Here is a 16678-nt window from a genome sequence, read left to right as displayed (position 1 = left end):
TTCACTATATTTTTAAATATTGAAAATCAAAAATTTAGGGTATTTCAAATTTACGACACAATGTCAGGAATAGTTTTATAGAATCTTTATAACATATTTTAAAATTCACATTAGATCAAAATACCACTTAACATATTGATGTGCAGAATTTTACTACACTCAGATAAGACAGATTATAAAACTGGTTTTGTCTTCATCTGTTTGAAAACTTAAGTAGCCGCCATGCGCTTCGATGATATTTTTTGAAAGTGTTAAACCAATTCCGGCTCCGTCTTTTCTTGTAGTAAAAAAGGGTAAGAATACTTTATCCCGAATCTCAGAGTCAATTCCTTTTCCGTTATCTGAAATCGAAATGAAGAATCGGTTATTTTCTGTATAACTTGATACATAAATTTTCTTTTCAGAATTTTCTTTGAGAGCATAAATACTATTTGTAATCAGATTGATAATTACCTGTTCCATTTGATTTTTATCAATAAAGATTGAACGTGAACTGTGAATATCATTAATTAATTCGATATTCTCAGCTTTAAGAATCGGATTCATAACACGCAGACAGTCTTCAAAAAGTAAATTTATCGAAACCATTTCTTTTGTTGGAGTTGGCAGCATGGCCAGTTTTCGATAATTTTCAACAAAAACCTGAAGGTGGTCACTTCTGTTTATAATAGTTGAAATACTGCTTTTTATATCTTCAAAATCGTCTTCTTCCAGCTTTTCCTGATCGACAATCTGAAGTAAATTCTGCGAAAGAGCACGGATTGGCGTCAGCGAATTCATTAGTTCATGTGAAATAATTTTCATCAGGTTGATCCATGCTTCTTTTTCCTTCTTCTCAATAACACGCTGAATGCTGTCCAGTAAAATGATAAAATATTCTTTATTGTAGGTTTGTGTTCTGGAAGTCTGCAATATAAAAGTCTGCAAATCCTGTTCTTCAATTTTAATTGAAATAGCCGATTTTATTTCGCTGAATTCCATTTTTTCAACTTCAGTGCAAAGTGAGGGAAGATAATTTTTTAGATATTGCCAATGACTCACTTTGGGAACTTTAAACAAATCAGAAAAACAGTCGTTCATCAAAAAAATATTCCAGTCATGGTTTTCTTTTTCGAGAATTAAGGCTGCCGTATCGATATTATTTAAAAGAGAAAGATAAATCAATTCTTTTGAAGTCTGTTCCTGCTGCTGCACTTTTAAGGTTTCATATAAAAGATGCAGGTTTTTAAAATTATCTTTTTTACTTCCTTCAGGAAAATGGTTTGAAAAATCATTATGCAGAATCGAAAGTAAAGTCCGGTCATAAAACTGAGATTGGTTTCGGACATAGAAATACATTTCGGCTACCATTAAAAGAGTAAAAGCAACAACCAGAATGGCGTTGTAATAAAACATTTTGAAAATTAAAAAAATGCACAAAAAAAAGAGCAATATTACAAATACAACCCTTATGAATAATGCGTTATGAAATTTCCAGTTTTTCATTAATTTATTTTTTTATTGCCACGAATTAAAAAAATGATTTTTCAAAATCTTTAAATTTAAGTTTCCCGCAGATTCTGCAGAGTTGGCGGATTATTAAAATTAAATCATTTTTATCTGCGGGAAAAAAATTATTACCCTATGTTTTTAAATCGTATTTTTCAATCCTTCTGTATAAAGCGGCTCGTGACAAACCCAGTTCATCGGCCGTTTTACTGATATTGCCGTGGTATTTAAAAAGTGCTTTTTCAATAGCCGTTTTTTCCATTTCAGACAACGGATTTTCTTCGTTTTCCTGAATTTCATCAAAATCCAGAATATCCAGATCATGAACAGAAATCGTATCGTTATCAGCCAGAATCAGAGCCCTTTCAATCTTGTTTTCCATTTCGCGAACATTTCCTTTCCATGGATAGCGCTCTAAATAAGGTCCTACATTTTCTTGAAAATGTATATTTTCCTGATTGTATTTTTCAGCGATATTTTCTAAAATAAAATGTGCCATCGGAACAATATCTTCTTTTCGCTCGCGCAGAGGCGGCAGATTTATTTCCATTGTATTGATACGATACAGTAAATCTTCACGAAAGGTTTTGTTTTTTACCTCTGCTTTGATATCATTATTGGTAGCCGAAATTATTCGGACATGCAATGGTCTTGATTTACTTTCACCCAAACGTGTAACGGTTTTTGTCTGTAAAACGTGCAATAATTTAGATTGTAAATGAAGTGGAATATTACCAATTTCATCCAGAAAGATAGTTCCGTTTTGTGCCATTTCGAATCTTCCGGGCGTATCGGTTTTGGCATCTGTAAAAGCGCCTTTAGCATATCCAAAAAGTTCACTTTCGAATAAATTTTCACTTAGAGAACCTAAATCGACATGAATAAAAGGCAAATTTTTTCGTTCTGAATTCTGATGGATAAATTCGGCAAAAACATATTTTCCGGTTCCATTTTCGCCTAAAATTAAAACATTGGCATCCGTTTTTGCTACTTTTTCAGCAATAGAATAAGCTTGTTTTATTTTTTGCGAAGTTCCGGTAAAATATCTCCTTTCGATTTTTTCTATGATTGTTTTTTTGTTGTTTTTTCTGCTTTCGGCGACAGCCTTATCAATGGTTTCAAGCAATTTTTCATTATGCCAAGGTTTTAAAACATAATCAAAAGCCCCTATTTTTATGCCTTCAACGGCGGTTTCTATTTTTCCGAAAGCCGTCATTAAAATTACAATTGTATGTGGAGAAAGTATTTTAATTTCTTTCAGCCAGTGAATACCTTCACGCCCGTCTTCAAAACCAATGCGGTAATTCATATCTAGCAGAACCACATTTATTTCATTTTCGCTTAAAAGAGAAATTATTTTCTTGGGATTATGTGTCGTAAAAATGGTTTCAAAATGTTTTTTGAGAATCATTTTGGCCGAAAAAAGGATTTCTTCCTGATCGTCAACAATTAATATTTGGGCTTGCTTTTTTCTCATGCTGTTTTTTTTGTCCGTTTTCGAACAGTCAACTGTTCATTATCGGACACTGTTCTTTAAAACGGTTTTGAAAGCTACTTTAAAATCAATGCTTTAAAAATAATAAATTTAATGGCACAGTATTTACCTATTGATTATCAGTAAATTATTTAAAATGGACAAGGTAATTCCTCGTAAAAATAGAAAAATTAGATATCTCACAATAACAATTGGAGTTTTTTTAGTTTTAGCTGTACTGATCTTTTTTTCTTTCAATTCAAAAAGAACCTTAAATGTCAAAGCAGAAGAAATTTCAGTTCAAAAAATTGAAAAAGCCTTTTTTGAAGATTTTGTTGTTTTTCAGGCAAAGGCTGAACCACTGAATGTTATGCTGGTAAACGTTACCGAAGGCGGATCTGTAAAAGAAATTTTTGTTGAAAACGGAGCAATGGTTACCAAAGGACAATCACTGGCACGTTTGTATAATCCCAATACAGAACTGAATTATATGACCCAGGAAACCGCTATTATTGAACAAATTAATAATCTGAATACAGGAAAATTAAACATCAGAAATCAGGAATTAAACTTAAATAAAGATTTGGTTTTGATTGAACACGATTATAACGATGCGAGAAGATTATACGATATGAATTCGAAATTGTTTGCTAAAGATGTAATTTCCAAAAATGACTGGAATACTTTTAAAGAAAATTTACGTTTTCAGGAAGAGCGTAAAAAAACGATTCAGCAGAGCATTCAGAAGGAAAAGCAATCCAATCAATTGCAGATTTCACAAATAAACCGTTCGATTCAGACCATGGAAAAAAGTCTGGAAATCCTTCGAAACAATAAAAAAAATTTCCTGATTACTGCCCCTGAATCCGGACGACTGACTTCTTTTGAACCGGTCTTAGGAAAAACATTTCAGGCCGGAGAAAGCATCGGAAAAATTGATTCTAATAAAGGATACAAACTTGTTGCAGAGGTTGACGAATTTTACCTTGAAAAAATCAGGGAAGGTTTAAAAGGTCAGGTAGAATTTAAGGGTAAAACCGTTGAAATAATGGCAACCAAAGTAATTCCGGAGGTCAAAGGCGGGCATTTTACTGTAGAACTTGCTTTCACTTCTAAAGAAAATATTACTTTACAGGACGGACTTAGTTTTGGAGTAAAACTGATTTTATCTGAAAGAAACAAAATTTTAGTAGTCCCAAAAGGAAGCTTTAATCAGGAAACGGCAGGTAAATGGATTTTTGTAGTCAAAGGCAATAAAGCTGAAAAAAGAAACATAAAATTAGGCAGGGAAAATCCATCTTACTATGAAGTACTCGAAGGATTAAAAGAAGGAGAATCCGTAATCACCTCATCCTATTCAGATTATAAGGATATTGAAGAACTGTCGATTAGCAATAATTAATCATCTTGCATTTTACAAAAAAATAAAAAACATCAATCATCAATCAAAAAACGCAGTCAATAACATTTAACACCTTTACCATTATGATAAAAATTCAAAATTTAACCAAAGTCTTCAGAACCGAAGAAGTAGAAACGGCAGCATTGAGCGACATTTCTTTAGAAATCAAAAAAGGTGATTTTTTAACTATCATGGGACCTTCTGGCTGTGGAAAATCTACTTTATTAAATATCATTGGCCTTTTAGACAGCGCAACTGACGGAAGCTATCAATTATTAGATCAGGAAATAATTGGCCTGAAAGAAAAAGGAAGAGCACAGGTCCGTAAAGAAAACATAGGATTCATTTTTCAGAATTTTAATTTGATCGATGAACTGTCTGTTTATGACAATATCGAATTGCCGCTTCTTTACAATAACGTAAAAGCTTCGGACAGAAAACAAAAAATTGAAGCTATTGCTGAAAAACTGAATATTTCACATCGTCTGAAACATTTTCCACAACAACTTTCGGGAGGACAGCAGCAAAGAGTTGCCGTTGCAAGAGCTTTGGTAAATAATCCCAAAATCATTCTGGCCGACGAGCCAACCGGAAATCTGGACAGTAAAAACGGTAATGAAGTAATGGAACTTTTGACTGATCTGCATGCCAAAGGCGCCACTATTTTGATGGTGACCCACTCTGATTATGATGCTTCGTTTTCGCAAAAAACGATTCATATGAAAGATGGTGTAATATTTTCTGAAAAATTAAATCAACGAAATGTTGATGTTTTTATGAACGCTAAATAATTTCAAAATGATCAATTTTATTATAACAGCAATCACAATCCTGGTGGGATTTTTTTGTAAAGTATTATCAATTATTTAAAAAAAATCGGTTTGTAAAAAAACTGCATTAACTAAAAATAAATACCATGATTTTTAACTGGTTTAAAATATTTATTTATCATTTAAAGCAAAATAAACTGTTTTCGTTTTTAAATGTTTTAGGATTAAGCATTGGAATTGCAAGTGTGATTTTTGCTATTTTATATTGGAATAATGAACACGCATATGACCAATGGAATCCTGAAAAAGAAAACACGTATCAGGTCCTTAATAAAATCGGGATGACCGGAGATACCTGGTCTTCCTGTTCCATACCTTTTGGAAGAACGTGTAAAGCCACTATTTTGGAAATCGAAGAAATAACCTTCTTAAATTCCTGGTACGATGACGGACTGATAAAGTACCAAAATCAAAAAATATTTGATAAAAAAATAACCGTGGCTGACAATGGTTTTTTTAGCATTTTCCCTTTTCCAATTGTAAAAGGCGCAAAAACAAATATCCTGAAAGAAAAAAACAGCGTCGCAATTTCTGAAGAAATGGCTCAGTCAATTTTTAAAAATGAGGATCCAATTGGTAAAACACTCAATTACTATAACAAAGATTATATTATAAAATCAGTATATAAAATTATTAGTCCTTCATCTGTTGAGCCTCATTTTGTTTTTGGCGGAATAGTACGCGAGGGTGATGAGCAAAACTGGGGAAATTTCAGTTACGGCCTAATGATTAAAACCAAAAAAGGGGCTGATGCAAACACGGTTTTAAAAAAAATGCAGCATGTTAATTATATCAACAGGACTTTAAAAGATGCAAAAGAAAACGGGCAAACTCCTGAACAATACGTAAAAGAAAACGGAGAAATTTCAGTTATTCTTGATCAATTGGCAACGGCTCGTTTACATGGTACGAAAAGCTCCAACAATCATAATTTTCCGGAAGGAAGAGGAAATCTGCAATTGCTTTTTATCATGGCAGGTTTATCTATTTTAATTTTGACTTTATCATTGGTAAATTATATTAATCTGGCAACAGCATCGGCTATAAAACGCGCAAAGGAAGTTGGCGTTCGTAAAATCGTTGGTGCTACTAAAAACCAAATTATAGTACAGTTTATATTTGAAACAGCAATAATTGTACTAATGGCTATTGTTTTTGCTTTGGCAGTTGTAGAACTGTCGCTTCCTTATTACAATACTTTTTTGAAGAAGACTTTGACTATGAATGGCAGTGAATTTTACCTTCAGCTTATTTTTATATTTGGATTAGTAATCATTCTTGCCGGCATTTTTCCTGCCATTTATATTTCGAATTTTGAAACACTGAAAGTTTTAAAGGGTAATTTCTCCAGAAGCAAAAGCGGTATCTGGATCCGAAATTCAATGTTGATTTTTCAATTTGGTATTGCTGCCTTTTTTATTATTGGAGCACTAATTGTAAACTCCCAGGTAAATTATATGATGAACAAAGAACTTGGTTTTTCTGGAAAGCAAGTCCTAAAAATTTCGTTTAACTATCATGAACGCGATAAAAAAACAGAAAAATATCTGACTGCAAAACAAGAATTACGAAAAATATCAGGAGTTGATGACATTTCTACTTTTGCCGGCACTTTTGGAAACAGTACAAACTCCAGTTCAGGTTTGACACATAACGGTATTTTTGTTCAGCCACGAAATGTAGAAATGGATTTTGGTTTTCTCGAAATGATGAAAATCAAAATAGTTCAGGGAAGAGATTTATCTCCAAAGTTTGCTTCAGATACTATAGACAACTGGCTGATAAACGAAACACTCGCCAAAACTCTCAACCTCAAAAATCCGGTCAATACCATTATAACTTCTGGTTGGGGAAATGAAAAAGGAAATTTAAAATTTAAAGTTGTTGGGGTTGTAAAAGATTTTAATATTACGGGATTACAAGATAAGGTGCCACCCATGGTTTTTATAAATCTAAAAACTTTAAAATGGAATAATTTTGACAACATTTATGTAAAAGTTTCACCTGAAAATTTACCTGAAACATTGGATAAATTAAAATCATATTGGGAGAAAAATATCAATCAGGACTATCCTTTTGATTATGAATTTGTAGATAAAGGCTTCGCCAAAACCTATCAGGAACAGATAAAACAAAAAGATTTATTTTTTATTCTGAATTTAGTAGTCATCATTATTGCCGTATTTGGATTGTTTGCCCTGGCTTCATTTTCTATGGAAAGAAGACTGAAAGAAATCGCCATAAGAAAGACATTAGGCGCTGAGACAGATATTTTACTAAAAGAATTATCAAAACAATATATTCTATTTTGCATAATCGGATTTGTAACAGGAATTGTTCCTGCTTATATTTTATTGCAAAAATGGCTGGAAAATTTTGCTTTCAGGATTAATATTTCAACTCTTCCGTTTATTATTGCACTAATTTTATTATTGGCATTAACTTTGATAATAGTTTTGGCAAAAGCATATCAGGTAACTAAAATTGATATTCTGAAATACTTAAAATACGAATAAACTTGTAGGCCATTTTTTTAAAGACCGTCAAATCAGAATTTTGGCGGTTTTTTGTTTTTATTCAATCTAATTTCTGCATTTAAAAAAAAAGAATTATTCAGACTCTCTTCTAAATATGTAATCCAATCATTTTGAATAATTGTAATATCAACAAATACAATTCAAAACACTAAAAAATCCGAACTTAATGCCTTATCTTTGCAAACTGAAATTAGTTGAATAAAAAATTAATTTCGATCATTAGAAAACATTATATCAAAATGAAATTAGATAGAAAAGAAATTCTTAAAGCTTTAGAAACGATAACTATAGCGGGAGAAGGTAAAAATATGGTTGAAAGTGGTGCAGTTGCCAACGTTATTACCTTTGGTGATGAAGTTGTGGTAGATTTAGTACTTCATACGCCTGCCATGCATATAAAAAAAAGAGCAGAAGACGATATCAAAAAAACGATTCATGAATTAGTATCGCCAGAAGCAAAAATTAAAGTAAATGTTAAAGTTGAAGTTCCTGAAAAAGCCGAAATTAAAGGCCGTGCAATTCCTGGAATCAAAAATATTATTGCTGTTGCTTCGGGAAAAGGAGGCGTTGGAAAATCTACTGTCACTGCAAATTTAGCCGTAACACTGGCAAAAATGGGATTTAAGGTTGGCGTTTTGGACGCTGATATTTATGGCCCTTCTATGCCAATTATGTTTGATGTTGAAAACGAAAAACCAGTTTCGATTACTGTTGACGGAAAATCAAAAATGAAACCTGTTGAAAGTTATGAAATCAAAATGCTTTCTATCGGCTTTTTTACAGCACCAAGTCAGGCCGTAATATGGAGAGGGCCAATGGCCGCGAAAGCTTTGAACCAAATGATTTTTGATGCAGATTGGGGAGAACTTGATTTTATGCTTCTTGATTTACCTCCGGGAACAGGAGATATTCATCTTTCGATCATGCAGTCACTACCTATCACAGGAGCTGTTGTGGTAAGTACTCCGCAAGCTGTGGCTTTGGCAGATGCCAAAAAAGGAGTAGCAATGTTCATGCAGGAGAATATAAATGTACCTGTTTTGGGAATTATCGAAAATATGGCGTACTTTACACCCGAAGAATTACCTGACAATAAATACTATATCTTTGGCCAGGAAGGAGCTAAAAATCTGGCAGAGGATTTAAATGTTCCATTTTTAGGAGAAGTTCCAATTGTACAATCTATTCGTGAAGCAGGAGATTATGGTCGTCCGGCAGCTTTACAAACAGCTTCACCAATTGAAACTGTATTTGAAGAAATTACACGAAACGTAGTTCAGGAAACAGTAAACAGAAATGAAAGCCTGCCTGCAACAGAAGCCATAAAAATCACAACAATGGCGGGTTGTTCAGCAGTTAAAAAGAATTAGATAATTGAGATAATTTGATAATTAGAAAATTTCATTCTCTAATTGACACATTCTCTAATTGACACATTAATATTATGACAACAGAAGAATTAACAAGCAACGTATTACTGGCCCTTGATGAAATCAGACCTTTTTTAAATTCTGATGGCGGGGACATTACGCTGATTTCAATAGAAGACGATAAACATGTAAAAGTGCGTCTTGAAGGGGCATGCATTAGCTGCAGCGTTAATCAGATGACCTTAAAAGCAGGTGTAGAAACAACTATCAAAAAATATGCTCCGCAAATAGAAACTGTGGTAAATATTATGTAATAAACGCTCTTTTTTTAGTTTGAACATTTAACAAGAATAATGGGTATTTGACCTGTTTTAATAGATTTTTTTCAATTAAACAATCAAAAGACAATATTTTTTACGATTTCAATAAAAAATAACGCAAAGATTTAAGACATTTTATTAAGAAATTGTTACACATTTAACTTAAATTTGTAACATAACCCCTAAATCTTAAATCATGAAAAAATATTACATACTCTTATTATTGTTTTGGGTTGCTATTAATTATGCTCAGCAAGGTACAGAAACATTAATTGTAGACAAAGCCTGGCTGAATGAATCAGAAGAATGGTCTGATTACAGCTATTCCGGAAAAATTGTTTTTTTGATTAATAGAAATAGCGAAGAAGGTAGCTTGCGATTAGGTAATTATGATTTTTTGTATGATTTTTGTGAAGGAAAGCCAAAATTTTCAAATAAGGCGGCTTACAACTCAGCAGAGTTTTCACATCCAAGAAAAATATCATCTTCGACTGATAAACAAGGAATAGTAAATACCACTTATGAGGGTACTTTAATTTTTCAATTGGATAAAGATTATTATTCAGTAATTGCCATTGTTACCTTATTAGAAAAAGGGGGAAATATACTAGGTGCCAAAATGCACCTTAAAGAAAGCAGCAGAAAAGAATTTGCATTTAGCTTAAAAACAAGTAGTTAGCAAATAATTTTAGGATATTGTTCACGTTATCAAATTATAATAAGTAAAATTCCAATAGTTTAAAATGGATGTATTAATAAAGATTAAAGACCGGGAAGGAGTTATACACGAATTACAGGCTCCAACTGATATGGCAATGAATATAATGGAGTTATGCAAAGCATATGAGCTTCCTGTTGAAGGAACCTGTGGCGGAATGGCCATGTGTGCTTCCTGCCAGTGCTATGTCTTAAATGATGTTGCATTACCGGAAATGGGAGATGATGAAGAAGCCATGCTTTCAGAAGCATTTTATGTTAAATCGAACAGCCGTTTAGGATGTCAGATTCCAATTACTACAGAATTAGAAGGTTTGGAACTTGAACTGGCTCCGGAATATTAAAATATAAAAAGCGAGAATTATGTTCTCGCTTTTATTTTGGACTATACTCATAAAAAAACCGTAATCACTTTTCGTAATTACGGTTTTCTTTTTATAACAATTTTTGTAACCTCAGTTTATACCAAACCAGCCTGAATTAAATACTCAGCAATCTGGATTGTGTTTGTAGCCGCTCCTTTTCTTAAGTTATCAGCAACGATCCACATGTTAAGTGTATTTGGCTGGCTTTCGTCACGACGGATTCTTCCAACGAAAACCTCATTTTTACCCTCAGCAAATAAAGGCATTGGATAAGAAAATGCATCCAAATCATCCTGTACCACTACTCCATCAGTATTTTGTAAAATTTCGCGAACTTCATTCACTTCAAAATCATTTGTGAACTCAACATTTACTGCCTCACTGTGACCTCCAACAACAGGAACACGAACAGCAGTTGCCGTAACTCTGATCGTATTATCAGCAAGAATTTTTTGAGTTTCACGAACTAATTTCATTTCTTCTTTCGTGTATCCGTTAGCTTCAAAACTATCACATTGTGGGATTGCATTTCTGTGAATTGGGTATTTATATGCCATATCACCTTCAACCCCTGCATACTCATTTTCTAATTGTCTCACCGCTTTTACACCAGTACCGGTAATAGACTGATAAGTAGAAACAATAATTCTTTTGATATTGTATTTTCTGTGCAAAGGAGCCAAAGTCAATACCATCTGAATAGTAGAACAGTTTGGATTTGCGATGATTTTATCTTCTTTAGTTAAAGATTCTGCGTTGATTTCGGGAACGATTAGTTTTTTTGTCGGATCCATTCTCCAGGCAGAAGAATTATCAATTACCGTTGTTCCGGCAGCAGCAAATTTTGGAGCCCACTCTAATGAAGTATCACCTCCTGCTGAGAAAACAGCGATATCAGCTTTTAAATCAACAGCGGTCTGTAAACCAACCACTTTATATTTTTGACCTTTATATTCGATTTCCTTCCCTACAGATTTCTCTGAAGCAACAGGAATTAATTCTGTAACCGGAAAATTTCTTTCTGCTAATACTTTCAACATTATCTCGCCTACCATACCGGTGGCGCCTACAACCGCTATTCTCATTTTTATATTTTTTATTATGGATGTTCTAATTTAGATTGCAAAAGTAAGGATAATAAATACTAATACAATTCGATTCACAAAAAATAACAAATTGTTACAAATTAAACAAAACAAAAAAAACCGCCTCAATCAAGAAGCGGTTAAGTTAGACTTTAGTGTAGCGGTATATTGTATTATTGTTTATTTTTCAAAAGATCTCTAATCTGGGTAAGCAATTCTTCCTGAGTTGGACCAGCGGGAGAAGATGGTGTTGGCTCCTCCTTCTTTTTCAAATTGTTTATCCCTTTAATGATTAAGAACAAAACGAAAGCGACAATTATAAAGTTAATTACTGCAGAAAGAAACATTCCGTATTTTACTCCACCAAAAGCAACTAACTGTTCTATGGTTGATAAATTTGCCGCGTCTAAAGCAGGTTTCAATATTAACGGTGTAATTACATCTTCAATTAGTGAGCTTACAATTTTTCCAAAAGCAGCTCCAATAATAACACCGACAGCCAAATCGACTACGTTGCCTTTCATGGCAAATTCCTTAAATTCTGAAATGAATCCCATAATTGTTTCTTTTTATGTAATTAATAGGTATCTAAATTACGTAATTTTCCTGAAAGTTTCTTTAAACTACCTAAAAAATACCCTTTTGACACGTTGCGAAATACTAGTCAGAATTTCATAAGGAATGGTTTTTAAAGCATCAGCGATCTCAGTTACAGTAGGGCTTTCTCCAAAAATAATTACAGAATCTCCTTCTTTGCAGTCAATTCCGCTAACATCAACCATCAGCATATCCATACAGACACTACCAACAATAGATGCTTTTTGATTTTTAATCCTAATATAACCCACGCCATTACCCCACAATCTCGAAATTCCGTCAGCATAACCAATGGGAATAGTCGCAATTTTAGTTTCCTTAACAGCCATAAATCTTCTTCCATAACCAACGCTGTCTCCGGCCGGGATCGTTCGAACCTGCGAAATAATAGATTTTAAAGTTCCTACATTTTCCAGATATTTTTGTTCTGAAGCATCATTAGAAACTCCGTAAAGGCCAATTCCTAAACGCACCATATTATATTGTGCACCCGGAAAATTACTGATTCCGGAAGTATTCAGGATATGACGAATTGGATTTACACTTAATTCATTCATTAGTTTTGAAGACAGTTTTTCGAACAATCGAATCTGAGACATTGCAAAATCATAATGTTTCATATCGTCGCTGGTCGCCATGTGTGATAAAATACTCTGAATACGAACGGTTGAATTTCCTTTTAAAGTTTCAATCAATTCATCAATTGTATTTTCTTCAAAACCCAGACGGTGCATTCCGGTATCGAGTTTTATATGAATAGGAAAGTCTTTTAAATTCTTTTCACGAGCAATTTTCAGAAAAGCATTTAACCCTTTTAAACTATAAATTTCAGGTTCTAACTGATACTGAATAATCGATGCAAAACTGGTCGATTCCGGGTTTAAAACCATGATGGGTAATTTTATTCCCCCGTTTTTCAGCGAAATTCCTTCATCAGCGAAAGCCACACCTAAATAATCTACCTTATGATGTTCGAGCAATTTGGCGATTTCCAATCCTCCGTTTCCATATCCAAATGCTTTTACCATCACCATAATCTTAACATTATTGGCTAATTTAGATTTAAAGAAATTTAAGTTATGACTAATGGAATTCAGATTGATTTCGAGAATGGTTTCATGGGTTTTCTCTTCCAGAAGAAACACGATCTCTTCAAACTGAAACGACCTTGCTCCTTTTATTAAAATGGTTTCGTTGGCAAAATTCAGATTCTCAAAATCATTGATAAATCCGGCAGTATTTTGATAGGTTAGACAATTCGAAAACTTGTTTTTGAATGACGAAATCGTTGAACCAATCCCAATAACACGGTTAACTTTATTATCAGCGATTAACTGTGCTACTTTAAAATATAATTCTTCATTTGAAAATCCGCTTTGAAAAATATCGGATAAAATAACCGTTTTGGAAGCGTTCTTTTTTTGACTTTCCAGAAAATCCAGTGCTATTTTAAGGGACTGAAAATCGGAACTGTAACTATCATCAATAATACTGCAGTTATGAATCCCATTTTTGACTTCCAGGCGCATTTCCACCGGATACAATCCCTGCATTCTGTTTTGAATTGTTTCAGCGTCGTATTCAAGATAAAGCAGCGTTAGTAAGCAGGAAACTGCATTTTCTACAGAAGCCGAATCGCTAAAGGGGATTTCTAAATCGTGATTTTCTTTTTTAAACTGGTATTGAATTAAGGTCACTTCGTCCTTAATTTCTCTTTTCAAAATAAAAACATCAGCCGTAGGATCAGTATAACTCCATGAAAAAAGTTTTCGGGGGTGCAGCATATATTCAGCTGCAAATTGTGACAGGCATGAGTCGACAATTTCATTTTTCTGGTAAATAATTACCGGACAATCTTTAAACAACAGCAGTTTTTCATCAATCTTTTGTACCAGATTTAAAAACCCTTCATCGTGTGCTGTCCCAATATTAGTAAGTATTCCTATGGTTGGTTTAATGATTTGTTCGAGTTTCTCCATTTCATTAACTGTCGAAATTCCGGCTTCAAAAATACCCAGATTATGCTTTTCGTTAATTGCCACAACAGATAACGGTACCCCAACCTGTGAGTTATAACTTTTAGGGCTTCGGATAATATTATAATCAGGGCTCAGCAAAAAATTCAGCCATTCTTTTACAATTGTTTTTCCGTTGCTGCCAGTCAGTCCAACAACAGGAAAATTAAATAGATTTCTGTGATGGGCAGCAAACTTCTGTAAAGCATCCAAAGCAGATTGTACGAGTAAAAAATTGGCTTTCCCATGGTACTTTTCAGGAATATACTCCACCACAAAGTTTCGCACTCCTTTTTCTATCAACTCTGAAATATAGGTATGCGCATCATTGTTTACACCTGATAATGCAAAAAACAAAGTCTGTGGGCCATTTTGCAGAGAGCGGCTGTCTATCGAAATCTGCTCAATTAAAACAGGTCCATCCGTACCAATCCAGTCGGCATGAAGAACCTGAACAAGGCTTTTTAAATTTACGTTCATTTAGAAAGTTTCTTTTTTCAAATTTAAACATTAAACCACGAAAAGAGTTGTGATTTTCTTAAAAAATAAAGGCTTTAAAAAAACCTATTTATATTTCAATTATATTTGTTGAAGACCTTAAATCTGTGCGTTTTGAAAAAAATACTTCCGATATTCTCCTATGTTTTACATCCGATTTTTATACCAATGTATGCTGCCTTATTTTATCTTTACTATAAGGGAGATGTCTTTAGTATTAACGAAAAATATTTCGTTTTATTCCAAATCCTGATAATTACTTTTATTGTTCCAATACTGTTTTTTTTCTTGCTAAAATCAACCGGAAATGTAAAATCGGTAATGATACCTGATACATCTCAGCGTATCGTTCCGCTCACATTACTATGTTTTTTACTAATCCTGCTTGTAAAAAGGAGTATTGTAATAAGCCGTTATCCTGAATTGCATTTCTTCTTTCTGGGCGGATTATTCAGTACCATTTTTGCTTTAATTTATTCGATTTTTAAGGTAAAAGCGAGTCTGCACATGATGGCAATCAGTGGTTTTGCCGTTTTTGTAATTGGACTGAACATGCATTTACAGCTATATAATGCATATTGGCCTGCTTTTTTGATTTTACTGACCGGAATTGTTGCATCATCACGCCTGGAAATGAATGCTCATACCTTTAAAGAACTGACAATAGGACTTTTCGTCGGAATTATTCCTCAGCTTTTGTTTTTGTATCTGTGGTTATAAAATATAAAAGATGAGACCGACACTCATCGTCCTCATTTTGATATCCTGTCCCGAAACATCTGAGACATTTTTAAACAAAGGATTCAGACCATAATAAAAATAAGCATTCCAAGTGTTGTACCCTGCAGAAATAGTAGCACCATACTGAAACCTGTTGATATCAGGATTATTGCGTACTATATAGGTATTATCGCCGTCATCTACAACAGATTTACTGGCTAAAACATAGCTAAATTTAAGACCAGCATAAATTCTCCAGAATTTATGGCTTTCATAAGTAGAATTTCTCCATCTAAATTCTATCGGAAGATCTACCGAATACTGCCTGTATTTATTTGAAACAAATTCATTATAGTCGTTTACTCCATAAATTAATTCCCCATCATTATTTTTAGAAATCGTGAGGTTATGAAAATAATTTTTATAAGAAAGGCCAAGGCCTGCTGCAACTGCAACTGTTCTGTTTTTATTGATAGGCATATCCCGCAAAAAACCGGCAGAAATCCCGGCAGAAAATTTATCCTGCTTAAGGCCGTCGGGAGCCTGAGAAAAAAGATTATAACCAACAGAAAAATAAAACTGATCTTCCCTGTATAAAGAATCAATTTTAACCACAGGTTTAATCTCAGGCTTTTCTTCCTGAGAAAAAATATTAAAAAACGATATCAGAAATAAACAACTAAAAAATAATCGCATAGTGTGTTTGGGTTAATAATGAGTTTAAATAAACGCTTTTTAGGATTATTTATTTGACACACAAATATAATATAATGATTGTTCATGATACATTTTCAATGATAATTATTCTGTTTACACCCTTCATCAAAATATTCTGTTGCACTATTTTCAATAAAAAGCGTTAAAATCAAATATTTTTATATCTACCTTTTATACCTTTGTCTAATAATGAAGAAAAAGCAGCTCATAACAAGTATTTCCCTGGCTCTGATAGTATTGTTTTCCATACTTTTTCAGTCTGTACACAGTTATGAACATATCTCTAAACAGCTTTCAGAAAAAAAATGTCATCATAATTATAATGATGTAAATGGTGAAATTACACATCAGCATCATAACGATGATTCTTGTTTTGTATGTCATTTTGCTTTTGGAAGTTATATAGGCCCTGAAAAAATTTCATTTCAGTTCTTCAGTAATCATCAGGAAATCCCTTATTCCTTTGGTATTTCTGAAAGTTTCATTTCATTTTCAAAAAGTTTAAATCCACTTCGGGGGCCTCCATCAGCTATAATTTCTTAA

At 33.2% G+C, this 16678-nt stretch carries 15 protein-coding genes; 9 read left to right on the top strand and 6 right to left on the bottom strand.

Annotated features, from left to right (window positions below):
* Window positions 1-159 precede the first annotated feature (159 nt).
* Together GXM16_RS01075 and GXM16_RS01070 are read right to left on the bottom strand one after the other, a co-directional pair.
* Window positions 160-1485: a sensor histidine kinase gene (locus tag GXM16_RS01075; protein ID WP_163391878.1), complete on the bottom strand. Its 1326-nt coding sequence runs from the start codon at window positions 1483-1485 to the stop codon at window positions 160-162.
* A 136-nt stretch (window positions 1486-1621) separates the two neighbouring features.
* Window positions 1622-2965 (bottom strand): sigma-54-dependent transcriptional regulator, encoded by a 1344-nt coding sequence (locus GXM16_RS01070; RefSeq protein ID WP_163391876.1) that lies wholly within the window; start codon window positions 2963-2965, stop codon window positions 1622-1624.
* A 154-nt stretch (window positions 2966-3119) separates the two neighbouring features.
* On the opposite strand from GXM16_RS01070, the gene GXM16_RS01065 reads away from it, so the two are divergent.
* The 7 genes from GXM16_RS01065 to GXM16_RS01035 all read left to right on the top strand — a co-directional run bounded on the left by GXM16_RS01065 (window position 3120) and on the right by GXM16_RS01035 (window position 10482).
* Window positions 3120-4364, top strand: a complete 1245-nt coding sequence (locus GXM16_RS01065; protein ID WP_163391874.1) for an efflux RND transporter periplasmic adaptor subunit — start codon at window positions 3120-3122, stop codon at window positions 4362-4364.
* Between the two features lie 83 nt (window positions 4365-4447).
* On the top strand, window positions 4448-5155 hold the full coding sequence (locus GXM16_RS01060; protein WP_163391872.1) for an ABC transporter ATP-binding protein: 708 nt from the start codon (window positions 4448-4450) through the stop codon (window positions 5153-5155).
* 125 nt (window positions 5156-5280) lie between these two features.
* Complete coding sequence (locus tag GXM16_RS01055; protein WP_163391870.1) at window positions 5281-7710, top strand: ABC transporter permease; 2430 nt, start codon at window positions 5281-5283, stop codon at window positions 7708-7710.
* A gap of 260 nt (window positions 7711-7970) precedes the next feature.
* Window positions 7971-9101, top strand: a complete 1131-nt coding sequence (locus GXM16_RS01050) for an Mrp/NBP35 family ATP-binding protein (protein WP_163391868.1) — start codon at window positions 7971-7973, stop codon at window positions 9099-9101.
* Window positions 9102-9175: 74 nt separating this feature from the next.
* Window positions 9176-9415 carry a NifU family protein gene (locus GXM16_RS01045; protein ID WP_017494691.1) on the top strand — a complete coding sequence of 80 codons (240 nt, stop codon included), beginning with the start codon at window positions 9176-9178 and terminating at the stop codon, window positions 9413-9415.
* Between the two features lie 202 nt (window positions 9416-9617).
* Window positions 9618-10100, top strand: a complete 483-nt coding sequence (locus GXM16_RS01040) for a hypothetical protein (RefSeq protein WP_163391866.1) — start codon at window positions 9618-9620, stop codon at window positions 10098-10100.
* A 64-nt stretch (window positions 10101-10164) separates the two neighbouring features.
* Window positions 10165-10482, top strand: a complete 318-nt coding sequence (locus tag GXM16_RS01035; RefSeq protein WP_007805184.1) for a 2Fe-2S iron-sulfur cluster-binding family protein — start codon at window positions 10165-10167, stop codon at window positions 10480-10482.
* A gap of 116 nt (window positions 10483-10598) precedes the next feature.
* On the opposite strand, the gene GXM16_RS01030 is transcribed toward GXM16_RS01035, so the two are convergent.
* From GXM16_RS01030 to GXM16_RS01020, 3 genes are all read right to left on the bottom strand, one after another.
* The gene (locus GXM16_RS01030; RefSeq protein WP_163391863.1) at window positions 10599-11588 is read right to left on the bottom strand and encodes an aspartate-semialdehyde dehydrogenase; all 990 of its coding nucleotides are present in this window, start codon (window positions 11586-11588) and stop codon (window positions 10599-10601) included.
* A gap of 173 nt (window positions 11589-11761) precedes the next feature.
* Window positions 11762-12145, bottom strand: coding sequence for a large-conductance mechanosensitive channel protein MscL (gene mscL, locus GXM16_RS01025; RefSeq protein WP_163391861.1), 384 nt, complete (start codon window positions 12143-12145; stop codon window positions 11762-11764).
* Window positions 12146-12211: 66 nt separating this feature from the next.
* Entirely contained in the window at window positions 12212-14680 is a 2469-nt protein-coding gene (locus tag GXM16_RS01020; RefSeq protein WP_163391859.1) for a bifunctional UDP-N-acetylmuramoyl-tripeptide:D-alanyl-D-alanine ligase/alanine racemase, read from the bottom strand.
* A gap of 132 nt (window positions 14681-14812) precedes the next feature.
* Between GXM16_RS01020 and GXM16_RS01015 the strand changes: the two genes are divergently transcribed.
* Complete coding sequence (locus tag GXM16_RS01015; RefSeq protein WP_229684172.1) at window positions 14813-15418, top strand: hypothetical protein; 606 nt, start codon at window positions 14813-14815, stop codon at window positions 15416-15418.
* Here the strand turns inward: GXM16_RS01015 and GXM16_RS01010 are convergent.
* The gene (locus tag GXM16_RS01010) at window positions 15413-16114 is read right to left on the bottom strand and encodes a porin family protein (protein ID WP_163391857.1); all 702 of its coding nucleotides are present in this window, start codon (window positions 16112-16114) and stop codon (window positions 15413-15415) included. The two genes, GXM16_RS01015 and GXM16_RS01010, sit on opposite strands and share 6 nt — an antisense overlap.
* Before the next feature lie 210 nt (window positions 16115-16324).
* Between GXM16_RS01010 and GXM16_RS01005 the strand changes: the two genes are divergently transcribed.
* Window positions 16325-16678: a hypothetical protein gene (locus GXM16_RS01005; RefSeq protein WP_163391854.1), complete on the top strand. Its 354-nt coding sequence runs from the start codon at window positions 16325-16327 to the stop codon at window positions 16676-16678.

Source organism: Flavobacterium limi (assembly GCF_010645075.1).
Taxonomy (GTDB): domain Bacteria; phylum Bacteroidota; class Bacteroidia; order Flavobacteriales; family Flavobacteriaceae; genus Flavobacterium; species Flavobacterium limi.
This window is presented reverse-complemented; position numbering and strand designations above follow the sequence as displayed.

Bases quoted from the DNA above. Each gene is read 5' to 3' on its own strand.
- GXM16_RS01075 (WP_163391878.1), bottom strand. From the start codon at position 1,485: ATGAAAAACTGGAAATTTCATAACGCATTATTCATAAGGGTTGTATTT.
- GXM16_RS01070 (WP_163391876.1), bottom strand. From the start codon at position 2,965: ATGAGAAAAAAGCAAGCCCAAATATTAATTGTTGACGATCAGGAAGAA.
- GXM16_RS01065 (WP_163391874.1), top strand. From the start codon at position 3,120: ATGGACAAGGTAATTCCTCGTAAAAATAGAAAAATTAGATATCTCACA.
- GXM16_RS01060 (WP_163391872.1), top strand. From the start codon at position 4,448: ATGATAAAAATTCAAAATTTAACCAAAGTCTTCAGAACCGAAGAAGTA.
- GXM16_RS01055 (WP_163391870.1), top strand. From the start codon at position 5,281: ATGATTTTTAACTGGTTTAAAATATTTATTTATCATTTAAAGCAAAAT.
- GXM16_RS01050 (WP_163391868.1), top strand. From the start codon at position 7,971: ATGAAATTAGATAGAAAAGAAATTCTTAAAGCTTTAGAAACGATAACT.
- GXM16_RS01045 (WP_017494691.1), top strand. From the start codon at position 9,176: ATGACAACAGAAGAATTAACAAGCAACGTATTACTGGCCCTTGATGAA.
- GXM16_RS01040 (WP_163391866.1), top strand. From the start codon at position 9,618: ATGAAAAAATATTACATACTCTTATTATTGTTTTGGGTTGCTATTAAT.
- GXM16_RS01035 (WP_007805184.1), top strand. From the start codon at position 10,165: ATGGATGTATTAATAAAGATTAAAGACCGGGAAGGAGTTATACACGAA.
- GXM16_RS01030 (WP_163391863.1), bottom strand. From the start codon at position 11,588: ATGAGAATAGCGGTTGTAGGCGCCACCGGTATGGTAGGCGAGATAATG.
- mscL (WP_163391861.1), bottom strand. From the start codon at position 12,145: ATGGGATTCATTTCAGAATTTAAGGAATTTGCCATGAAAGGCAACGTA.
- GXM16_RS01020 (WP_163391859.1), bottom strand. From the start codon at position 14,680: ATGAACGTAAATTTAAAAAGCCTTGTTCAGGTTCTTCATGCCGACTGG.
- GXM16_RS01010 (WP_163391857.1), bottom strand. From the start codon at position 16,114: ATGCGATTATTTTTTAGTTGTTTATTTCTGATATCGTTTTTTAATATT.
- GXM16_RS01005 (WP_163391854.1), top strand. From the start codon at position 16,325: ATGAAGAAAAAGCAGCTCATAACAAGTATTTCCCTGGCTCTGATAGTA.